Here is a 19,503-nt window from a genome sequence, read left to right as displayed (position 1 = left end):
ATGAAAGGCCATCCGCGGATGGCCTTTTTTATTTCTTCATGCTTAGTGCAATGCGTTTACGGGCTTCGTCCACCTCGGTCACGGTAACCATGACTTTTTGAGCTACTTTGACGATTTCGTTGGGGTCTTTGACAAATTTATCTGCCAACTGGCTTACGTGGACTAATCCGTCTTGATGTACGCCAATGTCCACAAAAGCACCAAAATTGGTAATGTTCGTTACGATTCCTGGGAGTTTCATTCCTACCCGTAAATCCTTAATCTCATTCACGCCTTCGGTAAATTCAAATGCCTCGAATTGTTCACGCGGGTCACGACCTGGCTTAGCTAGTTCAGCTAGGATATCGGTTAAAGTAGGCATCCCCACTTCCGTAGTGACGTATTTCTGTAACTGAATTTGCTTACGTAAGGAATCATTCGCTAATAAATCAGCTACTTTACAGTTGAGATCTTTGGCCATTTTTTCTACGATTTCGTAGCGTTCTGGATGAACGGCACTGGCGTCCAACGGATTTTTGGCGTTGCGAATGCGCAAAAATGCCGCGGCTTGTTCGTATGCTTTCTCGCCTAGTCGGGCTACTTTTTTCAAATCGGACCGCTTAATGAAGGGGCCATTTTTAGTTCGGTAGTCGATGATGTTTTGAGCCAGTTGCGGACCTAGTCCAGAGACATAGGAAAGTATCTGTTTGGAGGCCGTGTTTAGTTCAACGCCCACGGAGTTTACGCAAGAAATTACAGTATAGTCTAGCGAGGCTTGTAATTTCTTTTGGTCAACATCATGTTGGTATTGTCCCACGCCAATCGATTTCGGGTCAATCTTAACCAACTCAGCCAAAGGGTCCATTAATCTACGCCCGATGGACACCGCTCCACGCACGGTAATATCTTTATCTGGGAATTCATCCCGCGCGGCTTCGGAGGCAGAATAGATGGAAGCGCCGCTTTCATTGACCATGATGATGGTGATTCCTTCGAGTTTTAGGTTGCGTACAAAGGCTTCTGTTTCGCGTCCCGCTGTTCCGTTTCCTATCGCAATGGCTTGAACTTTATGTTTCTTTACCCAAGCGCTGATGGTATGGGCTGCTTCTTGAGCTTGGCCTGGTCCTGTATGCGGGAAGACGGCTGTATTATCGAGTAAGGTACCTTGTTCGTCTAGGCAGACTAATTTACATCCGGTACGGAATCCTGGGTCAAGTGCAAGTACGCGTTTTTGGCCGAGTGGAGCTGCCAATAATAATTGACGTATGTTTTCTGCAAAGACACGAATCGCTTCCTCGTCGGCACGTTTCTTCACTTCCGCGCGCATCTCGTTTTCCATCGCGGGCATGAGCAGCCGTTTGTAGCCATCTTGAATGGCGAGCGTTACTTGTCGGGCGCAAGCATTATTTCCTTTGATGAACCGACGGTCTAATTTATCGAGTACCTCTTGGTCGGGGCCTGTCAAGTTTAAGTTCAAAACCCCTTCGTTTTCGCCTCTAAATAGGGCTAAAACGCGGTGGGAAGGTGCTTGAGCTAGGGATTCGGACCAGTCGAAATAGTCTTTGTATTTAATGCCCACTTCTTGTTTGCCTTTGGCTACGGTAGATTTGACGTTGGTTTTTCGGGCAAATAGGTAGCGTGCTTCTTCGCGTACTTCGGCCGTTTCCATCATTTCTTCAGCCAAAATATCGCGTGCTCCAGCTAGGGCTTCTTCGGTGTCTTCTAAGAATTCAGCTGCTAAGACTTCTGGGTCGAGCATGCGCTGTTCGAATAGTTTATCTGCCAAAGCCTGCAATCCTTTTTCCCTTGCGGCCATGGCGCGAGTTTTGCGTTTGGGTTTGTAGGGAAGGTAGATGTCCTCGAGTTTGGCAAGGGTTTCAGCTCCGCGTACGGCTTTTTCGAGTTCAGGGCTGAGTTTATCAAGTTCTTTGAGTGATTTTAGGATGGCTTCTCTGCGTTTTTCTAATTCCACCAATTGATCACGCATGTCACGAATTTGGGCTACTTGTACTTCATCTAAGCTTCCTGTCGCTTCTTTTCGATAACGGGAAATGAAGGGAATTGTGGCGCCTTCATCGAGCAGTTCGATGGTTTTGCGAACTTGGTTTTCATTAATACCTAAGCTGGAGGCTATTTTGGAATACATAATTATTAGACGTTAGAGCTAAGAAGTCCGGAGTCCGAAGTCCGGAGGGGTATTTTAGATTTGAAATCGTTTTGTCTAAGCCTTCGGACTTTTATTGCCTTTGGCCTTCGGACTCATTTCCTTCGGACTTATTTTCTTCGGACTTTTATTACCTTCGGACTTCGGATTCATTCCCTTCGGACTTGCTTGGAAAATCACTATGAAAATACCCGGCGAACTTCCAGATTTCTTGGATTTCAGAGCCGAGAATCGGGTAAGGGTCATAGGTTTTGTTGGTCGAATTGAGGATTAATACTTTGCGGTCGGCCAAGTGATTAATGACTTGTTTTAATACTACGCCGTCCTCACGCGTCACCACGATGCAGATGGTTCCGTCTTTAATGGCGGTCCAATCTTCCACGTATTCAGCGAAGACAAGGGAGCCGGGTTGTAATGGCAACATCGATTCGCCTTTAATCGGAAATACGCGGTATTTTTTGTCGCGTGGTAAGAAGGGTACTTGGAATGTGGGTAATTCTTGAATGAATTCTACGTCGTCGTAGGAAGCGGTATATCCTGCCAAAGCTTTCACTGGAACCATCTCGATATTCTCCTCATTATTAGAATCTACCGTGGTGGCTAAAATACGTAGCTTAGGCTTATTGGCCATCCCGGGAAGTCTTTTGGAAAGATCTTCCTTGAGTAATTCATCCACCTCTATCTTGAAAAACTCAGCTATTTCGATGAGATCGGCATATTTAGGTTCTGCTCTGCCGGATTCGTAAGAGCCCAAGGTGGGCTTTTTGATTTTGATTAATTCAGCCAGTTTTTCTTGCGATGTTTTCTCTGACATCTTGCTGCGTAAAAAACGTAAATTCTGACTAAAAAAAGTGCTCATGCAATTTGCTTATTTAAGTAAAATGAATAAAATTCGTATCCAATATTTAATCGTATACTCACCGAAGTTACGAAAGGTATTCGAATTACCCAAATAGCTACCAATTTTATGCAAGATCGCGCCATTGTGCACATGGACTTAGATTCGTTCTTTGTCTCCGTCGAGCGACTCCGAGATCCCCGTCTCGTGGGGAAACCCGTGATCGTGGGAGGCTTGTCGGACCGTGGCGTCGTCGCAGCTTGCAGTTATGAGACGCGTGCGTTTGGGGTACGTTCGGCGATGCCGATGCGCATGGCCTTGAAGTTATGTCCGGATGCCATTGTCTTGCGGGGAGATTTCGAAGCTTATGCTCAGCATTCGGATTGGGTGACGCGGATGATTATGGACCGTGCGCCCGTGGTCGAGAAGGCGTCGATCGATGAGTTTTATTTAGATATGACGGGTATGGAGCGGTTTTTTGGTTCGTACCAATTTGCGACGGATTTGCGTAAACGTATTCACACGGAAACAGGTTTACAGATTTCCTTTGGCCTATCGGTCAATAAAACAGTTTCCAAAGTGGCCACGAATCACGTCAAACCTGCCGGGCAGTTTCAGGTTTTGCCGGGAGAAGAGAAGGCTTTCTTAGCACCGATGACGGTTGGGAAGATACCGATGATCGGAGCCGTAACGGCCCAAACTCTCCGCAACATGGGCATTGTGCATGTAGGTACGCTCAGCCAAATGCCACTTAAAGTCTTGGAACGGACTTTTGGTAAATCCGGTGTTATGTTATGGGAGCGAGCCAATGGCATCGATTTACGTCCCGTCGTCCCTTACTCCGAACAAAAGTCGCTCTCGAAGGAAATCACCTTTGAGCAAGACACGACTGATGTGAAGTTGTTGCACCGAATCTTAGGTTCATTGACTGAGCAGTTGGCCTATGACCTACGCAAACTCGGCCAATGCACCTCCTGCATTACGGTCAAATTGCGCTATTCGAATTTTGATACGCATACCCGACAAATCAGCATTCCTGCGTCTGCGAGTGATCATCGTTTGATTCCAGCGGTGCATGAGTTGTTTGAGAAATTGTATGATCGCCGATTGTTGATTCGGCTGATTGGGGTGCGCTTTTCCAAATTATTGCAAGGGCAGGAGCAGTTGAGTTTGTTTGATGACGGGGCGCGGCTGGTGCCTTTGTATGGAGCGATGGATAATCTCCGAAATCGCTATGGGGATTTCTCGGTTTTGCGAGCGAGTGGTTTGATGGAGCGCGGAGAGCGTCGAAATGCGTTAGGACCTAAGTCGGAATAGCCCATGTACCTGAATTGTCACTCCTTTTATAGCCTCCGTTATGGAACGCTTTCGCCCGAGCAGCTGGTGGAAGCGGCCGTTGCGCGTGGAATTCAGGTGTTGGCCTTAACGGATATTCACCGGACGTCGGGCATTTTTGATTTTGTGCAGGCCTGTACGGCAGCTGGGATTAAGCCAGTGGTGGGAATGGAATTTACCAAAGGCTATGTCTGCCTCGCCCGCAATCCCGCAGGTTTGGTCCAGATTAATGCCTTTGCATCCCAGATTTTATTGGCCGGCGGCGATTGGCCGGAGCGCCCACCGGAATGGGAGGATGTCTGGACGATTTTTCCGTACAGTCGGCGCAGGTCATTACGCACGCTAGGCCCCAATGAACGCTGGGGTGTTCGCGGGACGGATTTGAAGGCTTTGTGGAATGTGCAGGATTTGAGTGGGATGGTGTGGTGCCAACCGGTCACCTTTTTAAATAAGCAGGGTTTTTCGATGCACCGGTTATTGCGGGCGATTGATCAAAATGTCTTGTTGAGTAAGCTTTCCCCGAAGGCGCAAGCGCAGGAGGATGAGCGTATGTACACGCCGGAGGAACTGAGGGAGGTGTGTCGGGATTATCCGGGTTTGTTAGATGCTGCTGAGCAGTTACTGGCCGACTGTACGTTTAGCTTTGATTTTAAAATGCCAAAGAACCGTAAGCTTTTTGGCTCGAGTCGGGAGGATGATTTGGCGCTATTGACGAAGTTGGCCTATGAGGGTTTACGCTACCGCTATCCGCGTTCGGATCGCGAGGCGAAGGCGCGGGTGGAGAAGGAGTTGAAGGTGATTCATGAGTTGCATTTTGATGCGTATTTTCTGATTACGTGGGATATTATTCGCTATGCACGTTCTAGGGGTTATTTTCATGTAGGACGTGGTTCGGGGGCGAATTCGATTGTGGCCTATTGTTTGGGGATTACGGATGTGGATCCGGTGGCGTTGGATTTGTATTTTGAGCGTTTCATTAATCCGCATCGAACGAGTCCGCCGGATTTTGATATTGATTTTTCATGGGATGAGCGCAATGACATCATCGATTATATCTTTAAGCGCTATGGCGCGAAGCATGTTTGTTTGCTAGCGACTTATGTGACGTTTCGGGATAAGTCGATTTACCGGGAATTGGCGAAGGTTTTTGGTTTGCCTAAGGCGGAGATCGATGCGTGGTTGGACCCGGCCACGGCGATGCGGGAAGTGAGTTCGGAGATTCAAAGTTTGATTGTGAAGTACGGGAATTTACTGTTGGACTACCCGAATTACCTCAGCATTCATGCGGGGGGTATTTTGATTTCTGAGGAGCCGCTGTTTGCGTATACGGCGTTAGAACCTATGCCAAAGGGTTTTCCCATCTGTCAGTTTGATATGTATGTGGCGGAGGAGATCGGGTTTGCGAAGTTTGATATTTTGTCGCAGCGTGGTTTGGGGCATATTAAGGAGTCGGTGGATATTATTCGCGCCAATCGGGGGGTGGATGTGGATGTGCATCGAGTGCAGGATTTTATGCAGGATGAGGAGATTCGTGGGCAGTTGATGCGCCACGAGACGATGGGTTGTTTTTACATTGAATCGCCCGCCATGCGGCAATTATTGAAGAAGTTGGACTGCCAGGATTACATAACCTTGGTAGCGGCCTCGTCGATTATCCGACCGGGTGTGGCTTCTTCGGGGATGATGAAGGCGTATATTGAGCGGTATCATGCGCCGGATTCCTATGAGCCGGTGCATCCCTTGATGGGGGAGCTGATGAAGGAGACGTATGGGGTGATGGTGTATCAGGAGGATGTGATTAAGGTGGCACATTATTTTGCGGGTTTGAGTTTGGCGGAGGCGGATGTGTTGCGGCGGGGGATGTCGGGCAAGCATCGTTCGCGTGCTGAATTTGAGCGAATTCGGGAGGCATTTTTTACGAATTGTACGGCGAAGGGTTATGCGGAGGCGGTGTCGCGGGAGGTATGGAGGCAGATGGAGAGTTTTTCGGGTTATTCATTTTCGAAGGCACATTCGGCGTCCTTTGCGGTGGAGAGTTACCAAAGTTTGTATTTGAAGACGTATTATCCGCTGGAGTTTATGGTGGCGGTGATTAATAATTTTGGGGGATTTTACCGGACGGAGTTTTATGTGCATGAGGCGCGGCGATGTGGTGCACAAGTGGAGGCGCCTGAAATTAATGCGAGTCATTATTTGACTTCGATTCAAGGGTCGGTGATTTGGTTAGGCTGGGTGCATGTCAAAGGATTGGAGAAGCGGGTGATTCAGGATTTGTTGGAGGCGCGGAGGCAGGGCGGTCCGTTTCGGTCCTGGGAGGATTTTGTTCATCGGGTGTCTTTGGGGTTGGAGCAGGCGATATTATTGATTCGGGTGGGGGCATTTCGGCATTTGGGTGTGGAGAAGAAGCCTTTGTTGTGGGAGGCGCATGCACGTTTTCAAGGGAAGGTGGCACCCGTGGTGGCGATGGAAATGTTTGGGGATGAGGTATCGGATTTGGGTGTATTGCCAGAATTATTACATGATCCGGCGGAGGATGCGTTTGATCAATGGGAGATTTTAGGTTTTCCACTTTGTTCGCCGTTTGATTTGGTGTCAGATCTGCCGCAAACGTTGTTGAATGCAGATTTTGCGTATGATCGGGGAGATATTTTAGGCTATTTGGTGACTTTAAAGCCAACGCGCACGAAGTCGGGCGACCGCATGTATTTTGGGTATTTTGTAGATGTGCGGGGTGAGTTTTTTGATACGGTGCATTTTCCGGCGGATCTGAAAAAGTACTCGTTTCGAGGAAATGGGGTGTATTGGATGCAGGGTGTGGTGATGGAGGAATTTGGGCACCGCACGTTGCGGGTGCAGCAATTAAGGAAGTTGGGCTGGCGGGTCGATCCGAGGAGGGAGGACTAAATAAGAGAGTAGAGAGTAGAGAAGTGTCAGTCGCTAGTCGCTAGTCGTCAGTCAAGAAGTCTGGAGGGAAATAGTCCGGAGTCTGGAGGGAAATTTAAAGATCTCTTACTTCTTAATTCCAACGTCCAGCGTCTAACGTCTAAAGTCTAAATCCTTAATTTTCACCTCTCACCTCTCACTACCTTTTCTCCTCATATGAAGGATCGCAATAATATAAATAGCTTGCTTGCCTTCATCAACTTGGTAATGTATCATGTAGGGGAAATGGGAAATAATGCAGCAACGAATTTGGGGTGAATACCGAATGTAGGTTACATGTGGAAATTGACTTATGAGTCCGATAGAATTAGAAATCTGTTTTAAGAAATGTCCACCAAGCTGCGCAGCTTGTCTGTTGTACCACAAGACGCTTCCGTTCAATTCGGCATAAACCAATGGAGCGGAATGAATTTTATAGCATGTCATGTTGATTTTTAAGTCTTAGGATGACATCTTCCCAGGGGATATCCAAGCTGTTTGATTGATTTCTGATGCGGAGGCGTTCAGCAACGATTAATTTATGCCAATGCGGAATAGAAGGGTTTTCGGATTCTTCTAAAATCGATAATTCTAAATCTAAATCGTCAAAGGAATAAATGTGAGGCTTTTGCATTAGTTGGTTATTTGAAAACAAACATAAGGGCAAAAACTAAAAAGTCTAATTCAAAAAATGACTAATAAACTGATAAAAAAAAGTCGCTAGTAACTAGTCGTTAGTAAAGAAGTACGAAGGGAAATAGTCCGAAGTCCGGAGGTGAGTTTAATGACCTCTTACTTCTAATGTCTAAAGTCTAAAGTCTAAAGTCTAAAGTCTAAAGTCCAGCGTCTAATAATAATCGCCGCATTGCATGCGTCTCAAACTTTGGCAATCCTGAAAGGTTTGCCAAAGAGGCTAAGGTCCAGCGTCTAATAATAATCGCCGCATTGCATGCGTCTCAAACTTTGGCAATCCTGAAAGGTTTGCCAAAGAGGCTAAGGTCCAGCGTCTAATGTCTAAGGTCTAAAGATAATCGCCGCATTGCATGCTTCTCAAACTTTGGCAATCCTGAAAGGTTTGCCAAAGAGGCTAACGTCCAGCGTCTAATGTCTAAGGTCTAAAGATAATCGCCGCATTGCATGCGTCTCAAACTTTGGCAATCCTGAAAGGTTTGCCAAAGAGGCTAAGGTCCAGCGTCTAATGTCTAAGGTCTAAAGATAATCGCCGCATTGCATGCATCTCAAACTTTGGCAATCCTGAAAGGTTTGCCAAAGAGGCTAACGTCCAGCGTCTAACGTCCAGCGTCTAACGTCTAAATTTACGGTGCTATCCGATACCGATCCCATTCCTGTCCTTCTTTCTCATACACAATACGGTCATGAAGTCGGGAGGGGCGACCTTGCCAAAATTCGAAATAGTCAGGAATCAATTCATATCCTCCCCAGTGAGCCGGTTTGGGGATTTCTTTGCCTTCATACATTTTTGCTAGTTCCGCATAGCGCTCCTCCAAATATTCGCGGGATTCCACGCGGGCACTTTGGTCTGAAACCCAAGCGCCTAATTGGGATTCACGCGGGCGTTGGTGAAAATATTCGGTAGAAAGGACTTCCGACATCTTATGAACATGGCCCTCGATGCGCACTTGTCGCTCTAATTCACCCCAAAAGAAAGTCAAGGATGCATAAGCATGGTTCGCTAATTCGGTACCTTTGCGGGAATGGTAATTGGTGAAAAAAGAAAAAGCCTCGTTCACATGTTTTAATAAGACAATGCGCCCTGCAGGTTTATTATTATGTCCTACTGTACTTAAGAACATCGCATTAGGCTCGATAACCTTCGCATGACTAGCCTCCTGAAACCAAATTTTAAATTGTTCAATCGGGTTCGCATGTACGGTAGTTTCCAAAAGTTCACCTTTTTGATAATTCTCACGAAGGGCAGCTAAATTCATAATTCAGAATTTTTATTTCTTATCTTTGAGCGGGCTTTCTGCTCGTTCAAATTTAGTTAATTTCTATGAAAAAATTATTCCTTTTTGATGCCATGGCGCTGATTTATCGTGCCCATTTTGCGTTCGCCAAAACTCCCCGGATTTCATCAAAAGGCTTAAATACAAGTGCCGTTTTTGGTTTTACCAATACCATTTTGGAAGTTATTCAGAAGGAAAAGCCTGATTACTTAGGCGTTGCCTTTGATACGTCGGCCCCTACCTTTCGTCATGTCGAATATACGCCATACAAAGCACAGCGCGAAAAGCAACCCGAAGATATTACCATCGCCATTCCTTATGTGAAGAAATTGGTCGAGGCTATGGACATCCCTATTTTAATTTTAGATGGCTATGAGGCCGATGACATCATCGGGACGATTGCCAAAAAAGCGGTACGTGCCAATCCGGACATTGAGGTGTACATGATGACTCCGGATAAGGATTACGGCCAACTAGTCGAAGAACGAATCAAAATGTATAAACCTGCCTTCATGGGTAAGGGCGTTGAAGTTTTGGGACCCAAAGAAGTTTGTGCCAAATGGAACATTCAAAATGTGGACCAAGTAATTGATATGCTCGGTTTGATGGGGGATGCCGTTGATAATATTCCGGGTGTACCGGGTGTGGGTGAAAAGACTGCACAGAAGTTGATCGAAGAATATGGTTCCATGGAGAACCTCTTTAAGAATACGGATAAGTTGAAAGGGAAATTGCGTGAAAACTTGGAGAATTTCCAAGAACAAGGCATGCTTTCACGTCATTTGGCAACCATATTATGTGAAGTGCCCATTGAATACGAAGAAGAAAAATTGGTTAAAACCGAGCCTAATCGGGAATTATTAGAACCCTTATTAGATGAATTGGAATTCAGGACCCTACGTCGGCGCATATTAGGGGAAGATTCAGAGCCGGTAGCTGTAAAACCCAAAGCAAGTCCTAAAGTAGCATCCAATCAAATGGATATGTTTGGTGCTCCTTCCGCTGCTCCTGCTGATTTCATGATGGCGGAAGAGGAAGACGAAAAAGTTTCTCATTTTAATAATTTGGCCAATACGGCGCATCAATATCATTTAGTTCAGGGGGAAGCCGCGATTAAATCTTTGATTGGATTTTTAGGCCGACAAACTACTTTTTGTTTTGATACCGAGACAACTAGTTTAACGGCCGTTGAAGCGGAACTGGTGGGGATGTCTTTCGCTTACCGAAAGGGAGAAGCATTTTACGTTCCATTCCCAGAAAGTCAAGCGGAGGCACAAGCCCAAGTGGATTTATTCAAGGATTTGTTTGCGAATGAAGCCATTCAAAAAGTCGCACAAAATATCAAATACGATATGAGTGTATTGGCTAATTATGGCCTAGAAATCAAGGGTTCTACCTATGATACGATGTTGGCCCATTACCTTATCGAACCCGAAAAGCGCCATAACATGGACGCTTTGTCTATGGCTTATTTGAGCTATGAACCTTTATCTATTGAAACCTTAATCGGGAAAAAGGGAATTAAGCAAGGCAATATGCGTGATGTAGCCTTGGAAGATATTAAAGAGTATGCGGCAGAAGATGCTGATGTCACTTTACAATTAAAACCTTTTTTAGATGAGCAATTGGCTAAAAACCCGAAGGCCATTGAATTATTGAATGAGGTGGAACTTCCGCTTGCACGTGTTTTGTCCAAGATTGAATGCGAGGGGGTTAATTTGGATGTAGCCTTTTTGCAGGAAATGTCAAAGACGCTGGAAGTAGATTCGCGAGAGGTCCAACAAAAAATCTTTGAGGCAGCTGGACAGGAATTCAATGTGGCATCTCCAAAGCAATTAGGGGAGATATTATTTGAAAAACTCAAATTAGATCCGAAAGCGAAGAAGACAAAAACGGGTCAATATATGACAGGGGAGGAGGTTCTTTCCAAATTGGAGGCTGAGCATGAGATTGCGCGGTTGATTCTTGATTTTAGAGAATTACAGAAATTGAAGTCGACGTATGTAGATGCACTTCCACTTTTGATTTCGCCTAAGACTGGTCGGATTCATACATCTTTTATGCAAGCAGTTACAGCGACGGGGCGTTTGTCTTCAAAGGACCCGAACTTGCAAAACATTCCGATTCGTACTCCTCGTGGTAGAGAAATTCGTAAGGCATTTATTCCAAGGGATGAGAACTTCCAGATTTTGTCTGCTGATTACTCCCAAATTGAATTACGTATTATGGCGGCTTTTGCAAAAGATGAAGCGATGTTGAACGCCTTTAATCAAGGAATTGATGTACATAAAGCTACTGCTGCAAAGGTTTTCAAGGTCAATTTGGATGAGGTTACTTCAGAACTGCGCCGACGAGCCAAAGCGGTCAATTTTGGAATTATTTATGGTCAATCGGCTTTTGGTTTAGCGGGTTCATTGGGAATATCGCGTACCGAAGCAAAGGAAATAATAGATCAATATTTCGTAGAGTTTCCTGGAGTCAAGGCCTTTATGGATACCACAATCACCCATGCACGTGAATTAGGCTATGTGGAAACGGTATTGGGTCGACGCCGGTATTTGCGTGATATTTTATCGGCGAATATGAATGAACGGAGTTTTGCGGAGCGAAATGCCATAAATGCACCGATTCAAGGTTCTGCCGCCGATATGATCAAAGTAGCCATGATTCAGATTCAAGCATTTATAGAGCAAGAAAATTTAAAATCGCGGATGATTTTGACTGTACATGATGAATTGGTTTTTGATGCGCATATTTCAGAAATTGATTACCTTCGTGCGCACATTGATGAAATCATGTGTAAGGCCTTGGATTTAGGTGTTAAAATTGAGACGGGTATTGGGGTTGGAATGAATTGGTTGGAAGCCCATTAATGATTACGTTTTGAAGATATCGGTTGCACTTTGTACCCTGAATGGAGAGAAATTTCTCCGGACTCAGTTGAGTAGTTTGGTTGACCAAACCTTACCGCCTGACGAGGTTATTGTGTGCGACGAGGGTTCATCAGATAGAACCATGTTGATTCTTGATCAATTTAAGGATCGTTTACCTTTGCAAATTCATCAGAATCCGACACGCTTAGGTACTTATCAGAATTTCCAAAAAGCATTGAAGCTTTGTACGGGTGATTATATTTTCCCGGCCGATCAGGATGATTTTTGGGATCCACAAAAAATTGAGCGTATCGCTACGTATTTTAATCACCATGAGGATACCGAAGTCGTATTTACGGACGCTGTGTTGGTGGATGAATTTGGACAGATATCTGATAAGCGTTTATGGTCAACTTTCCGTTTTCGTGAAGAGCAACAACGCGATTGGAAATTAGGTAAATCGGTGGATATTCTATTGAATGGAAATCGAGTAACGGGTTGTACGATGGGTGTTCGTAAGCGTTTTTTGGATCGTATCACTCCGTTTCCAACGAATTTGCCGAGCTATTTCTTACATGATGCTTGGATGGGTTTAGCTGCCGCTTTAGAAAATAAGATTGATTTTATTCCAGCAACTTATGTGCAGTACCGTTTACATTCAGAGCAGCAAGTAGGAGTTAAAGGAAATCAAGGTACACCACCTACACTTTGGGAGCGTATGCAACGTCCTCATGAGGATAAGGTTGGGCCATACCGGAAAAAACTGGAGTTTTTAATTGAACTTCGTCACGCGGTTTCTGAAAAATTTCCGAATCAACGCTTTGAACCTTTGGATACCCGAATTGATTATTGGGATCGCCGGGCCAATTTGCCCAAAGCTCGTTGGAAGCGACTGAAGAAAACAATTCAAAATTTGATTTTAGGTAATTATCACCGCTACAAAGATATTGATGCTCCCGCGGAGACTCCTTATTTAATGTTTTTGGGTGATTTGATTGAGTAAAACAATTCCGTTTAATTTTCGTTTATTTCTAAACGAAATGTTATGAAATCATTTTCTTATTTCTTGTTTGTTATGGCACTTGCATTTCAAGCTTGTAGCCAGACACCTAAATCAACCAAACCCATGGATCAATTACCCACTTCCGAATCAGAATGGAAGGCTAAATTGAGTGAAGAAGAATTTTATATTTTACGCCAAAAGGGCACTGAACGCCCATATACGGGCAAATTTCTCATGCACAACGAGCAGGGATATTATACCTGTCGTGGATGTGGCACGCGCTTATTTAAATCAGATTCCAAGTTCGACTCGCATTGTGGCTGGCCTTCGTTTGACAAAGAAATCAAGGCTGGTGTTATTAAAGAAACAGCCGATTTAACCTTGGGCATGCGTAGAATTGAGATTACATGTGCCAAATGTGGTGGTCACCTAGGGCACGTATTTGATGATGGTCCTACGGAAACAGGTTTGCGTTACTGTGTGAATTCCGTTTCTTTGGGATTCGAGAAACAATAACTCATTTCATGGCCAAAGAATTAGTCGAACATTTAGTACATATTTCAAGCTTGTCGACAGAAGCTGTATCCGCGTTAAGTTCGATTATTCGTACCCAGCAGGTTTGTAAAAATCAAGATCTCCAACAAATTGGCCAGACATGTAAGACGCTTTACTTTTTAAAGTCGGGCATGGCACGTATATATTATTTTCATGAAGGAAATGACATTACAGAGGGCTTTTATGGCCCTTTTTGCTTAATTGCGCGCGCAGAAAGTTTGTTTGCTGGATTGCCTAGTAAAAAAGCAATCCAGGTGTTGGAAGATGCGGAAGTATGGTCAATTTCAACCAAAGACTTATTCGCTTTGTATGATTCGCATCGCGATATTGAGCGCTTATTTGTACGCCAATTTGAATTAGCCTATGTTCAGACTATTCAGCGTATCGAAAACTTACAGTTTCATACGGCAGAAGAGCGGTATCAATTATTGCAGAAAGACCAACCGGAGGTGTTGCGTCGGGCTCCTTTGAAATTTATTGCATCTTATTTGGGAATCACCCAAGTTAGTTTAAGTCGCATTCGCGCGAAGAGAACCTAATTTAACATTTGTTAAATACTTCTGAGCTGCAATTTGTCAATTTGCAGGAAATCCGAAGTATTCATGAAAACTCAATTAGGGTTACGTCAAAATTGGCAACAATTCAGCTTATTGGTTTTAGTTAATGCCTTTGTGGGCGGTATGGTTGGGCTTGAGCGCTCAATCTTACCCCAACTCGCTTTACAGGAATTTGGTATTGCTTCCAGCGTAGCCGTGTTTTCCTTTATTGTCGTTTTTGGATTAGTTAAAGCGGTTTCAAATTATTATGCGGGTCATTTTGCGAATCAGGTAGGTCGGCGGAAACTATTGATTTTGGGATGGGTCTTTGCTATTCCGATTCCCTTTTTATTGATGTGGGCGCCTAGCTGGAATTGGATCATTGCTGCGAATGTATTGTTAGGCTTAAACCAAGGTTTTGCATGGTCGAGTACAGTCACCATGAAAATTGATTTAGTTGGGGATAAGAATCGTGGTTTGGCCATGGGAATCAATGAATTTGCGGGCTATATATCGGTTGGCTTAGTTGCTTTTTTAACCGGTTGGATTGCGCAAAACTATGGCATTCGACCATACCCTTTTTATATCGGTATTGCGTTTGTAGGTCTGGGTTTAGGACTAAGTATCTTTTTTGTGCACGATACGCAAGGTCATGTGGCTACGGCAGTGGGGGAGAGTCATGTACCACAATTGAAATCTATTTTCTGGGAAACGACCTGGGCTAATCGAAATTTAGGATCAATTACGCAAGCAGGATTGGTGAATAATTTAAATGATGGGATGGTATGGGGATTATTTCCGATGCTATTGCTATCGAAGGGATTTAGCTTAGCCGAAATTGGGGTTATTACAGCTATTTATCCGGCAGTTTGGGGATTAGGCCAACTGGGAACAGGTAAATTAGCTGATTTGATATGCCAAAGAGATTTGTTGACCTACGGCCTTCTCCTTCAAGCGCTTGCCTTGGTTGGGCTTATATGGGCTGTTAGCTTTTTTCAATTCGTTGGCTTGTCTGTTGTATTAGGATTAGGTACGGCAATGGTCTACCCAACGTTCTTATCGGCAATTGCAACGCATACGCATCCATTGGATCGGGCGAAAAGCTTGGGGATATTTAGACTTTGGCGTGATTCGGGCTATGCCGTTGGGGCGCTACTCACCGGTGTTTTAAGCGCTTATTTTTCGTATTCAATTTCCATTGCGAGTATTGCAGGCTTAACGGTCCTATCGGCGGTGATTGTTTGGAAGCGGATGCGGTGTTAGTGTAGACGCTATTTGGTCAATATCTTGTAGAGACGCGATACCTCGCGTCTAAAATATATTATGTAAAAAAAGACGCGAAGTATCGCGTCTAAAATATATTATGTAAAAAAAGACGCGAAGTATCGCGTCTAAAATATAATGTAAAAAAAGACGCGAGGTATCGCGTCTCTACAAATAAAGTAGACGCGAGGTATCGCGTCTCTACATTTCAATTACAATAACGTTTTTGTCCACTGCTTGGTCATGCTGGCTGCATCACCCATGCCAATTTGCTTATCGACCATCTTGCCGTCTTTGTAGAATTCCAAGTAGGGGATGGATTCAATTTGCTTGGCTTTTGCCAATTCCTGGTTGGCATCCACATCAATCTTAATCAATTCTACCTGGCCATTTTGAGCCTTAATCCACGCTTCTAATACGGGACTTAATTGCTTGCATGGGCCGCACCAAACCGCATTGTAATCCACAATTACGAGTTTCTTACCTTTGATTTGATTGTTGAAATCAGCTAGGGTCATGCCTTCAGCTGCTTTTGGACTAGTACCGTCTGTTGATACGGGTAGGTTGGCTGATTGCCAGGCCAACATCCCTCCGCTGAGGTTCGTGATGGATTTGAAGCCCATTTCTTTCAACTGATTCGCTGCAGCACTTGAACGGCCACCAGATAAACAATACACAAATACAGGTTTGTCTTTATCCAGTTTCGAAGCGACCTCTTGGAACAAATTGCTCGAGATATCGGCTAAAATAGCCCCCTCAATATGCCCGTTATTGTATTCGTCGACCGTACGAACATCTACTATTTGCTTATCATCTGAGGATACTAATTGGCTTTGAAATTCTGTTGCTGACACATCTTGTAATCCTGCTTGTTTAGAACAAGCGATTAGCGAAGATGCGATTAATAGAGAAAGGATTAATTTTTTCATCTGGTTAGATTGCGTTGAGTAAGGATTTTTGTAAATGTTTGGGACTAGCGACTGGAATGCTGTTTAATTATTCCTTCCAACGTACTCGCCTGAATAACGCCTGATTGTCGCCAAACAGATTTTCCATCTTTAAATAATATCAAGGTCGGCACAGACCGAATCTGGAATTTTTCTGCCAATGATCGATTTTTGTCTACATCGATTTTAATGATTTTGGCGGAATCACCCACTTTGGTTTTTAGTTGTTCCAAAATAGGTTTCAATTGCTTACAAGGTCCGCACCACTCGGCTGAGAAGTCGACCAACACCGGTTCTGGTGATTTTAAAAGTTCTGCGAATTTGCTCATATATAAGTCGCTAGTATCTAGATTTTAATTGTCCAACGTCTATTGTCTAACGTCCAATGTCTTATTTTTTAATGGCGTTCCACGGCCCACCATTATACACTTGCGTAAATCCGGCAGCTTGTAATTGTCGGCGCGCCATACCACTCCTGCTTCCAGACCGACAACATGTAATAATAACTTGATCTTTCTTCAATTTGTTCATTTGGCTACCTAATGTTTGAAGTGGTAGGTTCATGGATCCTTTTACATGACCATCTTTAAATTCTGCCGGTGTACGAACGTCCACGACGATTGCGCCTTGTTCGATTAGGGCTGAGATATCTACTTTGGGTCCGAATCCCAAAAGGTTTTTAATGAATTGTAGCATGTTATTCTTGTTTATATTCCAAAGATAAGGGACTGAAAAGGACTGAATCGTGATAATTGTCTCGAAGTATGGTTTCTTACGTCAATGTTTTTGTCGCGCAGAACTGAATGACCTCTGCCATTCCTTGGTGTAAGGGCCCTTCGTTCAATATCCGCTGTTTTTCTTCATTTAGTTGAATCTCTAGCGATTGAAAATCAGTGGCAAGGATTTCTGACGAAAATAGCCATTCGATATGTTTAGGCCCTCCGGATGTGAAGGAGAGTTGGCGTTTATTAAATCCCTCCAACAACAATGTGCCCCCTGGCTTTAACCATTTAATGTATTTGGCATGAATTTCAGGTCTAACCTCTGGTGCCGTGTGAAAATAGGTCGACATAATCACATCGAATGATTCGATCGGAAATTGGATTTTTAACGCATCTGCACTCATATAATGGATTTGAACCTGTTGTTGGTGCGCTAATTTCATGGCCTTCGCTTCTCCTTGTTCACTGAGGTCAAATGCATAGACATCCCAACCTAATTTTGCGGCATAAATTGCGTCACGCCCTTCGCCTGCGGCGGGGATTAATATTCGGCCAAGGGGCATATTTCTGATTTTTTGGGCAAAAAAATCATTTGGATTTATTCCATATTGGAATTCTTCTTGTTGATATCGCTCATCCCACATTGCTTTCATGTGACTAAATGTTTAGTATTGTAAAAAAAATATTTATGAAAAAGATTCTATTAACCTTAATTATTGCCATTTCAGCTATTTCGGCCACACTTGCCCAAAATCCTATTCACAAAGTTGTCATTCAATTAAATACGAGTGATACGCTTGTTTGGCATGGCGCATTGAAAAATATCTCTAATCTTCAAACGGCTTTAGGGCCAACTACTCAAATCGAATTAGTTGCCCATGGTTCTGCCATTGGAATTTTGGTCGATGGTAAAACTACTCAAAAAGCGAAAATTACCGAACTCGCAGCTTCAGGTGTCTTGTTTAAAGCTTGTGAAAATACGATTCGTGAACGAAAAATTGATCGTGCAACGATTTTACCTCAAGCAGGAACCGTACCCTCAGGTGTTGCCGAGGTCGTCCTCAAGCAAGAAGCCGGTTGGGCCTATCTCAAATATTAATCGAAAGGCCGCTACGTTTAGTGGCCTTTTTTATTACATCTTACCCGTTAATATTTGATTCCAATACAAATACGGCAACATGTATTTCTTCATTTGGTACATCGACCAGCGTTCTTTGGATTGATCAAAAGGAAATGTTTCTACTGGTTGGTTATCATAATCAAATTCAGCTAACACCAATTTGTCATATCCGGTAATGATCGGACATGATGAATAACCATGATATTTAGTGGTTAGGAGTTTTCCTTGCATCGCAGCTATTAAGTTATCCACTACAACAGGTGCTTGTTTTCGTATGGCAGCACCGGTTCGCGAGGCGGGTAAACTTGCTGCATCCCCAGCCCCGAAAATATTGGGGTATTTAGTATGTTGTAAAGTATGTTTGTCAACGTCCAACCAGCCTGCTGCATTAGCTAAGGGGCTATTTTTAACAAAATCAGGAGCTGATTGAGGAGGTGTGACATGGAGCATGTCAAATTCCACCCAATATTCTTTGTCTTTGTTGGCCTCTCCAATCCCCATAAACTTTGCTTTTTTGTTTGGCCCATCCACCTCATCAAGTTTTACAAAAAACTGGGTGTTAATTCCGTAACGTTCGATGACTTTTTTTAAGGTGAGTTCATATTTTTCAACGCCAAATACCCGAGTACCGCCGCTCCAAAATTCAACATGTGTTTTAATCTTATTTTTACGGAAATAGTCGGCTGCCAAATACATGATTTTCTGAGGGGCACCCCCGCATTTTATTGGGGTATGGGGAGTGGTGAAGATCGCTTTTCCTTTTTTTGTTTGCTGGATGCATTCCCAGGTATATGGTGCTGTTTTAAAGCTGTAATTGCTGCAAACCCCATTTTTACCCAACGTCTCAGGTAATCCTTTGATGTCTGTCCAGTTTAATTGAATGCCCGGAGCAGCTATTAGGTAATCATAGCTTAGGTCTGTGCCATCAGCTAAGGTGATTTTATTTTCGTCAGGCTTGAATCCGGAAACCATTTGTTGGACCCACGTCGCACCTGATGGAATCACGGAAGCTTCCTCGCGTTCGGTATCTTGTATATCAAACTCACCTCCACCAACAAGTGTCCAGGCAGGTTGGTAATAATGTTTTTTAGCTCCATCTACGATAGCGATGTCCAAAGAGGCATCTTTTCTTAGTAACTGTGAAGCGATAGAAATGCCTGCGTTTCCTCCTCCTACGATCAAAATGGCGTGATGTGTTTTCATGGTTAACCAATTAAATTTTAGTAGGCAATATTAGTCATTACCAAAAGTGTAAAACGTGATTATAATCACTTTCGGG

The 19,503-nt window shown here is 44.0% G+C and carries 18 protein-coding genes; 8 read left to right on the top strand and 10 right to left on the bottom strand.

What is annotated here, in order from left to right:
* Positions 1–28 precede the first annotated feature (28 nt).
* A complete protein-coding gene (locus ACIQZ2_RS06495; protein ID WP_395768040.1) occupies positions 29–2,125 on the bottom strand; it encodes a Tex family protein in 2,097 nt (698 codons plus the stop codon).
* A 148-nt stretch (positions 2,126–2,273) separates the two neighbouring features.
* Positions 2,274–3,002: an XRE family transcriptional regulator gene (locus ACIQZ2_RS06490; RefSeq protein ID WP_395768039.1), complete on the bottom strand. Its 729-nt coding sequence runs from the start codon at positions 3,000–3,002 to the stop codon at positions 2,274–2,276.
* Between the two features lie 108 nt (positions 3,003–3,110).
* On the opposite strand from ACIQZ2_RS06490, the gene dinB reads away from it, so the two are divergent.
* Together dinB and ACIQZ2_RS06480 are read left to right on the top strand one after the other, a co-directional pair.
* Positions 3,111–4,298 carry a DNA polymerase IV gene (dinB, locus tag ACIQZ2_RS06485; protein WP_395768038.1) on the top strand — a complete coding sequence of 396 codons (1,188 nt, stop codon included), beginning with the start codon at positions 3,111–3,113 and terminating at the stop codon, positions 4,296–4,298.
* A 3-nt stretch (positions 4,299–4,301) separates the two neighbouring features.
* On the top strand, positions 4,302–7,220 hold the full coding sequence (locus tag ACIQZ2_RS06480) for a DNA polymerase III subunit alpha (RefSeq protein WP_395768037.1): 2,919 nt from the start codon (positions 4,302–4,304) through the stop codon (positions 7,218–7,220).
* A gap of 168 nt (positions 7,221–7,388) precedes the next feature.
* On the opposite strand, the gene ACIQZ2_RS06475 is transcribed toward ACIQZ2_RS06480, so the two are convergent.
* The 3 genes from ACIQZ2_RS06475 to pdxH all read right to left on the bottom strand — a co-directional run bounded on the left by ACIQZ2_RS06475 (position 7,389) and on the right by pdxH (position 9,187).
* The gene (locus ACIQZ2_RS06475) at positions 7,389–7,685 is read right to left on the bottom strand and encodes a type II toxin-antitoxin system RelE/ParE family toxin (RefSeq protein ID WP_395768036.1); all 297 of its coding nucleotides are present in this window, start codon (positions 7,683–7,685) and stop codon (positions 7,389–7,391) included.
* Positions 7,672–7,872 carry a hypothetical protein gene (locus tag ACIQZ2_RS06470; RefSeq protein ID WP_395768035.1) on the bottom strand — a complete coding sequence of 67 codons (201 nt, stop codon included), beginning with the start codon at positions 7,870–7,872 and terminating at the stop codon, positions 7,672–7,674. The genes ACIQZ2_RS06475 and ACIQZ2_RS06470 overlap by 14 nt, the downstream gene beginning before the upstream one ends.
* 682 nt (positions 7,873–8,554) lie before the next feature.
* Complete coding sequence (gene pdxH / locus ACIQZ2_RS06465; protein ID WP_395768034.1) at positions 8,555–9,187, bottom strand: pyridoxamine 5'-phosphate oxidase; 633 nt, start codon at positions 9,185–9,187, stop codon at positions 8,555–8,557.
* Positions 9,188–9,252: 65 nt separating this feature from the next.
* On the opposite strand from pdxH, the gene polA reads away from it, so the two are divergent.
* The 5 genes from polA to ACIQZ2_RS06440 all read left to right on the top strand — a co-directional run bounded on the left by polA (position 9,253) and on the right by ACIQZ2_RS06440 (position 15,435).
* Positions 9,253–12,078, top strand: coding sequence for a DNA polymerase I (gene polA, locus ACIQZ2_RS06460; RefSeq protein WP_395768033.1), 2,826 nt, complete (start codon positions 9,253–9,255; stop codon positions 12,076–12,078).
* 10 nt (positions 12,079–12,088) lie between these two features.
* Positions 12,089–13,081, top strand: coding sequence for a glycosyltransferase (locus tag ACIQZ2_RS06455; RefSeq protein ID WP_395768032.1), 993 nt, complete (start codon positions 12,089–12,091; stop codon positions 13,079–13,081).
* A 42-nt stretch (positions 13,082–13,123) separates the two neighbouring features.
* On the top strand, positions 13,124–13,597 hold the full coding sequence (gene msrB / locus ACIQZ2_RS06450; protein ID WP_395768031.1) for a peptide-methionine (R)-S-oxide reductase MsrB: 474 nt from the start codon (positions 13,124–13,126) through the stop codon (positions 13,595–13,597).
* Positions 13,598–13,605: 8 nt separating this feature from the next.
* On the top strand, positions 13,606–14,175 hold the full coding sequence (locus tag ACIQZ2_RS06445) for a Crp/Fnr family transcriptional regulator (protein WP_395768030.1): 570 nt from the start codon (positions 13,606–13,608) through the stop codon (positions 14,173–14,175).
* 63 nt (positions 14,176–14,238) lie between these two features.
* The gene (locus tag ACIQZ2_RS06440) at positions 14,239–15,435 is read left to right on the top strand and encodes an MFS transporter (protein WP_395768029.1); all 1,197 of its coding nucleotides are present in this window, start codon (positions 14,239–14,241) and stop codon (positions 15,433–15,435) included.
* A gap of 212 nt (positions 15,436–15,647) precedes the next feature.
* Here ACIQZ2_RS06440 and ACIQZ2_RS06435 read toward each other — a convergent pair whose 3' ends face one another.
* From ACIQZ2_RS06435 to ACIQZ2_RS06420, 4 genes are all read right to left on the bottom strand, one after another.
* Positions 15,648–16,364 (bottom strand): thioredoxin domain-containing protein, encoded by a 717-nt coding sequence (locus ACIQZ2_RS06435; RefSeq protein ID WP_395768028.1) that lies wholly within the window; start codon positions 16,362–16,364, stop codon positions 15,648–15,650.
* A gap of 44 nt (positions 16,365–16,408) precedes the next feature.
* Positions 16,409–16,711 (bottom strand): thioredoxin, encoded by a 303-nt coding sequence (trxA, locus tag ACIQZ2_RS06430; RefSeq protein WP_395768027.1) that lies wholly within the window; start codon positions 16,709–16,711, stop codon positions 16,409–16,411.
* Positions 16,712–16,772: 61 nt separating this feature from the next.
* Entirely contained in the window at positions 16,773–17,078 is a 306-nt protein-coding gene (locus ACIQZ2_RS06425; RefSeq protein WP_395768026.1) for a rhodanese-like domain-containing protein, read from the bottom strand.
* A gap of 76 nt (positions 17,079–17,154) precedes the next feature.
* The gene (locus ACIQZ2_RS06420; protein ID WP_395768025.1) at positions 17,155–17,757 is read right to left on the bottom strand and encodes a class I SAM-dependent methyltransferase; all 603 of its coding nucleotides are present in this window, start codon (positions 17,755–17,757) and stop codon (positions 17,155–17,157) included.
* A gap of 35 nt (positions 17,758–17,792) precedes the next feature.
* Between ACIQZ2_RS06420 and ACIQZ2_RS06415 the strand changes: the two genes are divergently transcribed.
* Positions 17,793–18,203 (top strand): DsrE family protein, encoded by a 411-nt coding sequence (locus tag ACIQZ2_RS06415; protein ID WP_395768024.1) that lies wholly within the window; start codon positions 17,793–17,795, stop codon positions 18,201–18,203.
* A 33-nt stretch (positions 18,204–18,236) separates the two neighbouring features.
* On the opposite strand, the gene ACIQZ2_RS06410 is transcribed toward ACIQZ2_RS06415, so the two are convergent.
* Positions 18,237–19,427 carry an FAD-dependent oxidoreductase gene (locus ACIQZ2_RS06410; RefSeq protein WP_395768023.1) on the bottom strand — a complete coding sequence of 397 codons (1,191 nt, stop codon included), beginning with the start codon at positions 19,425–19,427 and terminating at the stop codon, positions 18,237–18,239.
* Between the last annotated feature and the right edge of the window lie 76 nt (positions 19,428–19,503).

It is taken from the genome of Aquirufa sp. (genome assembly GCF_044342065.1).
Taxonomy (GTDB): Bacteria; Bacteroidota; Bacteroidia; order Cytophagales; family Spirosomataceae; genus Aquirufa.
This window is presented reverse-complemented; position numbering and strand designations above follow the sequence as displayed.

Bases quoted from the DNA above. Each gene is read 5' to 3' on its own strand.
- ACIQZ2_RS06495 (WP_395768040.1), bottom strand. From the start codon at position 2,125: ATGTATTCCAAAATAGCCTCCAGCTTAGGTATTAATGAAAACCAAGTT.
- ACIQZ2_RS06490 (WP_395768039.1), bottom strand. From the start codon at position 3,002: ATGAGCACTTTTTTTAGTCAGAATTTACGTTTTTTACGCAGCAAGATG.
- dinB (WP_395768038.1), top strand. From the start codon at position 3,111: ATGCAAGATCGCGCCATTGTGCACATGGACTTAGATTCGTTCTTTGTC.
- ACIQZ2_RS06480 (WP_395768037.1), top strand. From the start codon at position 4,302: ATGTACCTGAATTGTCACTCCTTTTATAGCCTCCGTTATGGAACGCTT.
- ACIQZ2_RS06475 (WP_395768036.1), bottom strand. From the start codon at position 7,685: ATGACATGCTATAAAATTCATTCCGCTCCATTGGTTTATGCCGAATTG.
- ACIQZ2_RS06470 (WP_395768035.1), bottom strand. From the start codon at position 7,872: ATGCAAAAGCCTCACATTTATTCCTTTGACGATTTAGATTTAGAATTA.
- pdxH (WP_395768034.1), bottom strand. From the start codon at position 9,187: ATGAATTTAGCTGCCCTTCGTGAGAATTATCAAAAAGGTGAACTTTTG.
- polA (WP_395768033.1), top strand. From the start codon at position 9,253: ATGAAAAAATTATTCCTTTTTGATGCCATGGCGCTGATTTATCGTGCC.
- msrB (WP_395768031.1), top strand. From the start codon at position 13,124: ATGAAATCATTTTCTTATTTCTTGTTTGTTATGGCACTTGCATTTCAA.
- ACIQZ2_RS06445 (WP_395768030.1), top strand. From the start codon at position 13,606: ATGGCCAAAGAATTAGTCGAACATTTAGTACATATTTCAAGCTTGTCG.
- ACIQZ2_RS06440 (WP_395768029.1), top strand. From the start codon at position 14,239: ATGAAAACTCAATTAGGGTTACGTCAAAATTGGCAACAATTCAGCTTA.
- ACIQZ2_RS06435 (WP_395768028.1), bottom strand. From the start codon at position 16,364: ATGAAAAAATTAATCCTTTCTCTATTAATCGCATCTTCGCTAATCGCT.
- trxA (WP_395768027.1), bottom strand. From the start codon at position 16,711: ATGAGCAAATTCGCAGAACTTTTAAAATCACCAGAACCGGTGTTGGTC.
- ACIQZ2_RS06425 (WP_395768026.1), bottom strand. From the start codon at position 17,078: ATGCTACAATTCATTAAAAACCTTTTGGGATTCGGACCCAAAGTAGAT.
- ACIQZ2_RS06420 (WP_395768025.1), bottom strand. From the start codon at position 17,757: ATGAAAGCAATGTGGGATGAGCGATATCAACAAGAAGAATTCCAATAT.
- ACIQZ2_RS06415 (WP_395768024.1), top strand. From the start codon at position 17,793: ATGAAAAAGATTCTATTAACCTTAATTATTGCCATTTCAGCTATTTCG.
- ACIQZ2_RS06410 (WP_395768023.1), bottom strand. From the start codon at position 19,427: ATGAAAACACATCACGCCATTTTGATCGTAGGAGGAGGAAACGCAGGC.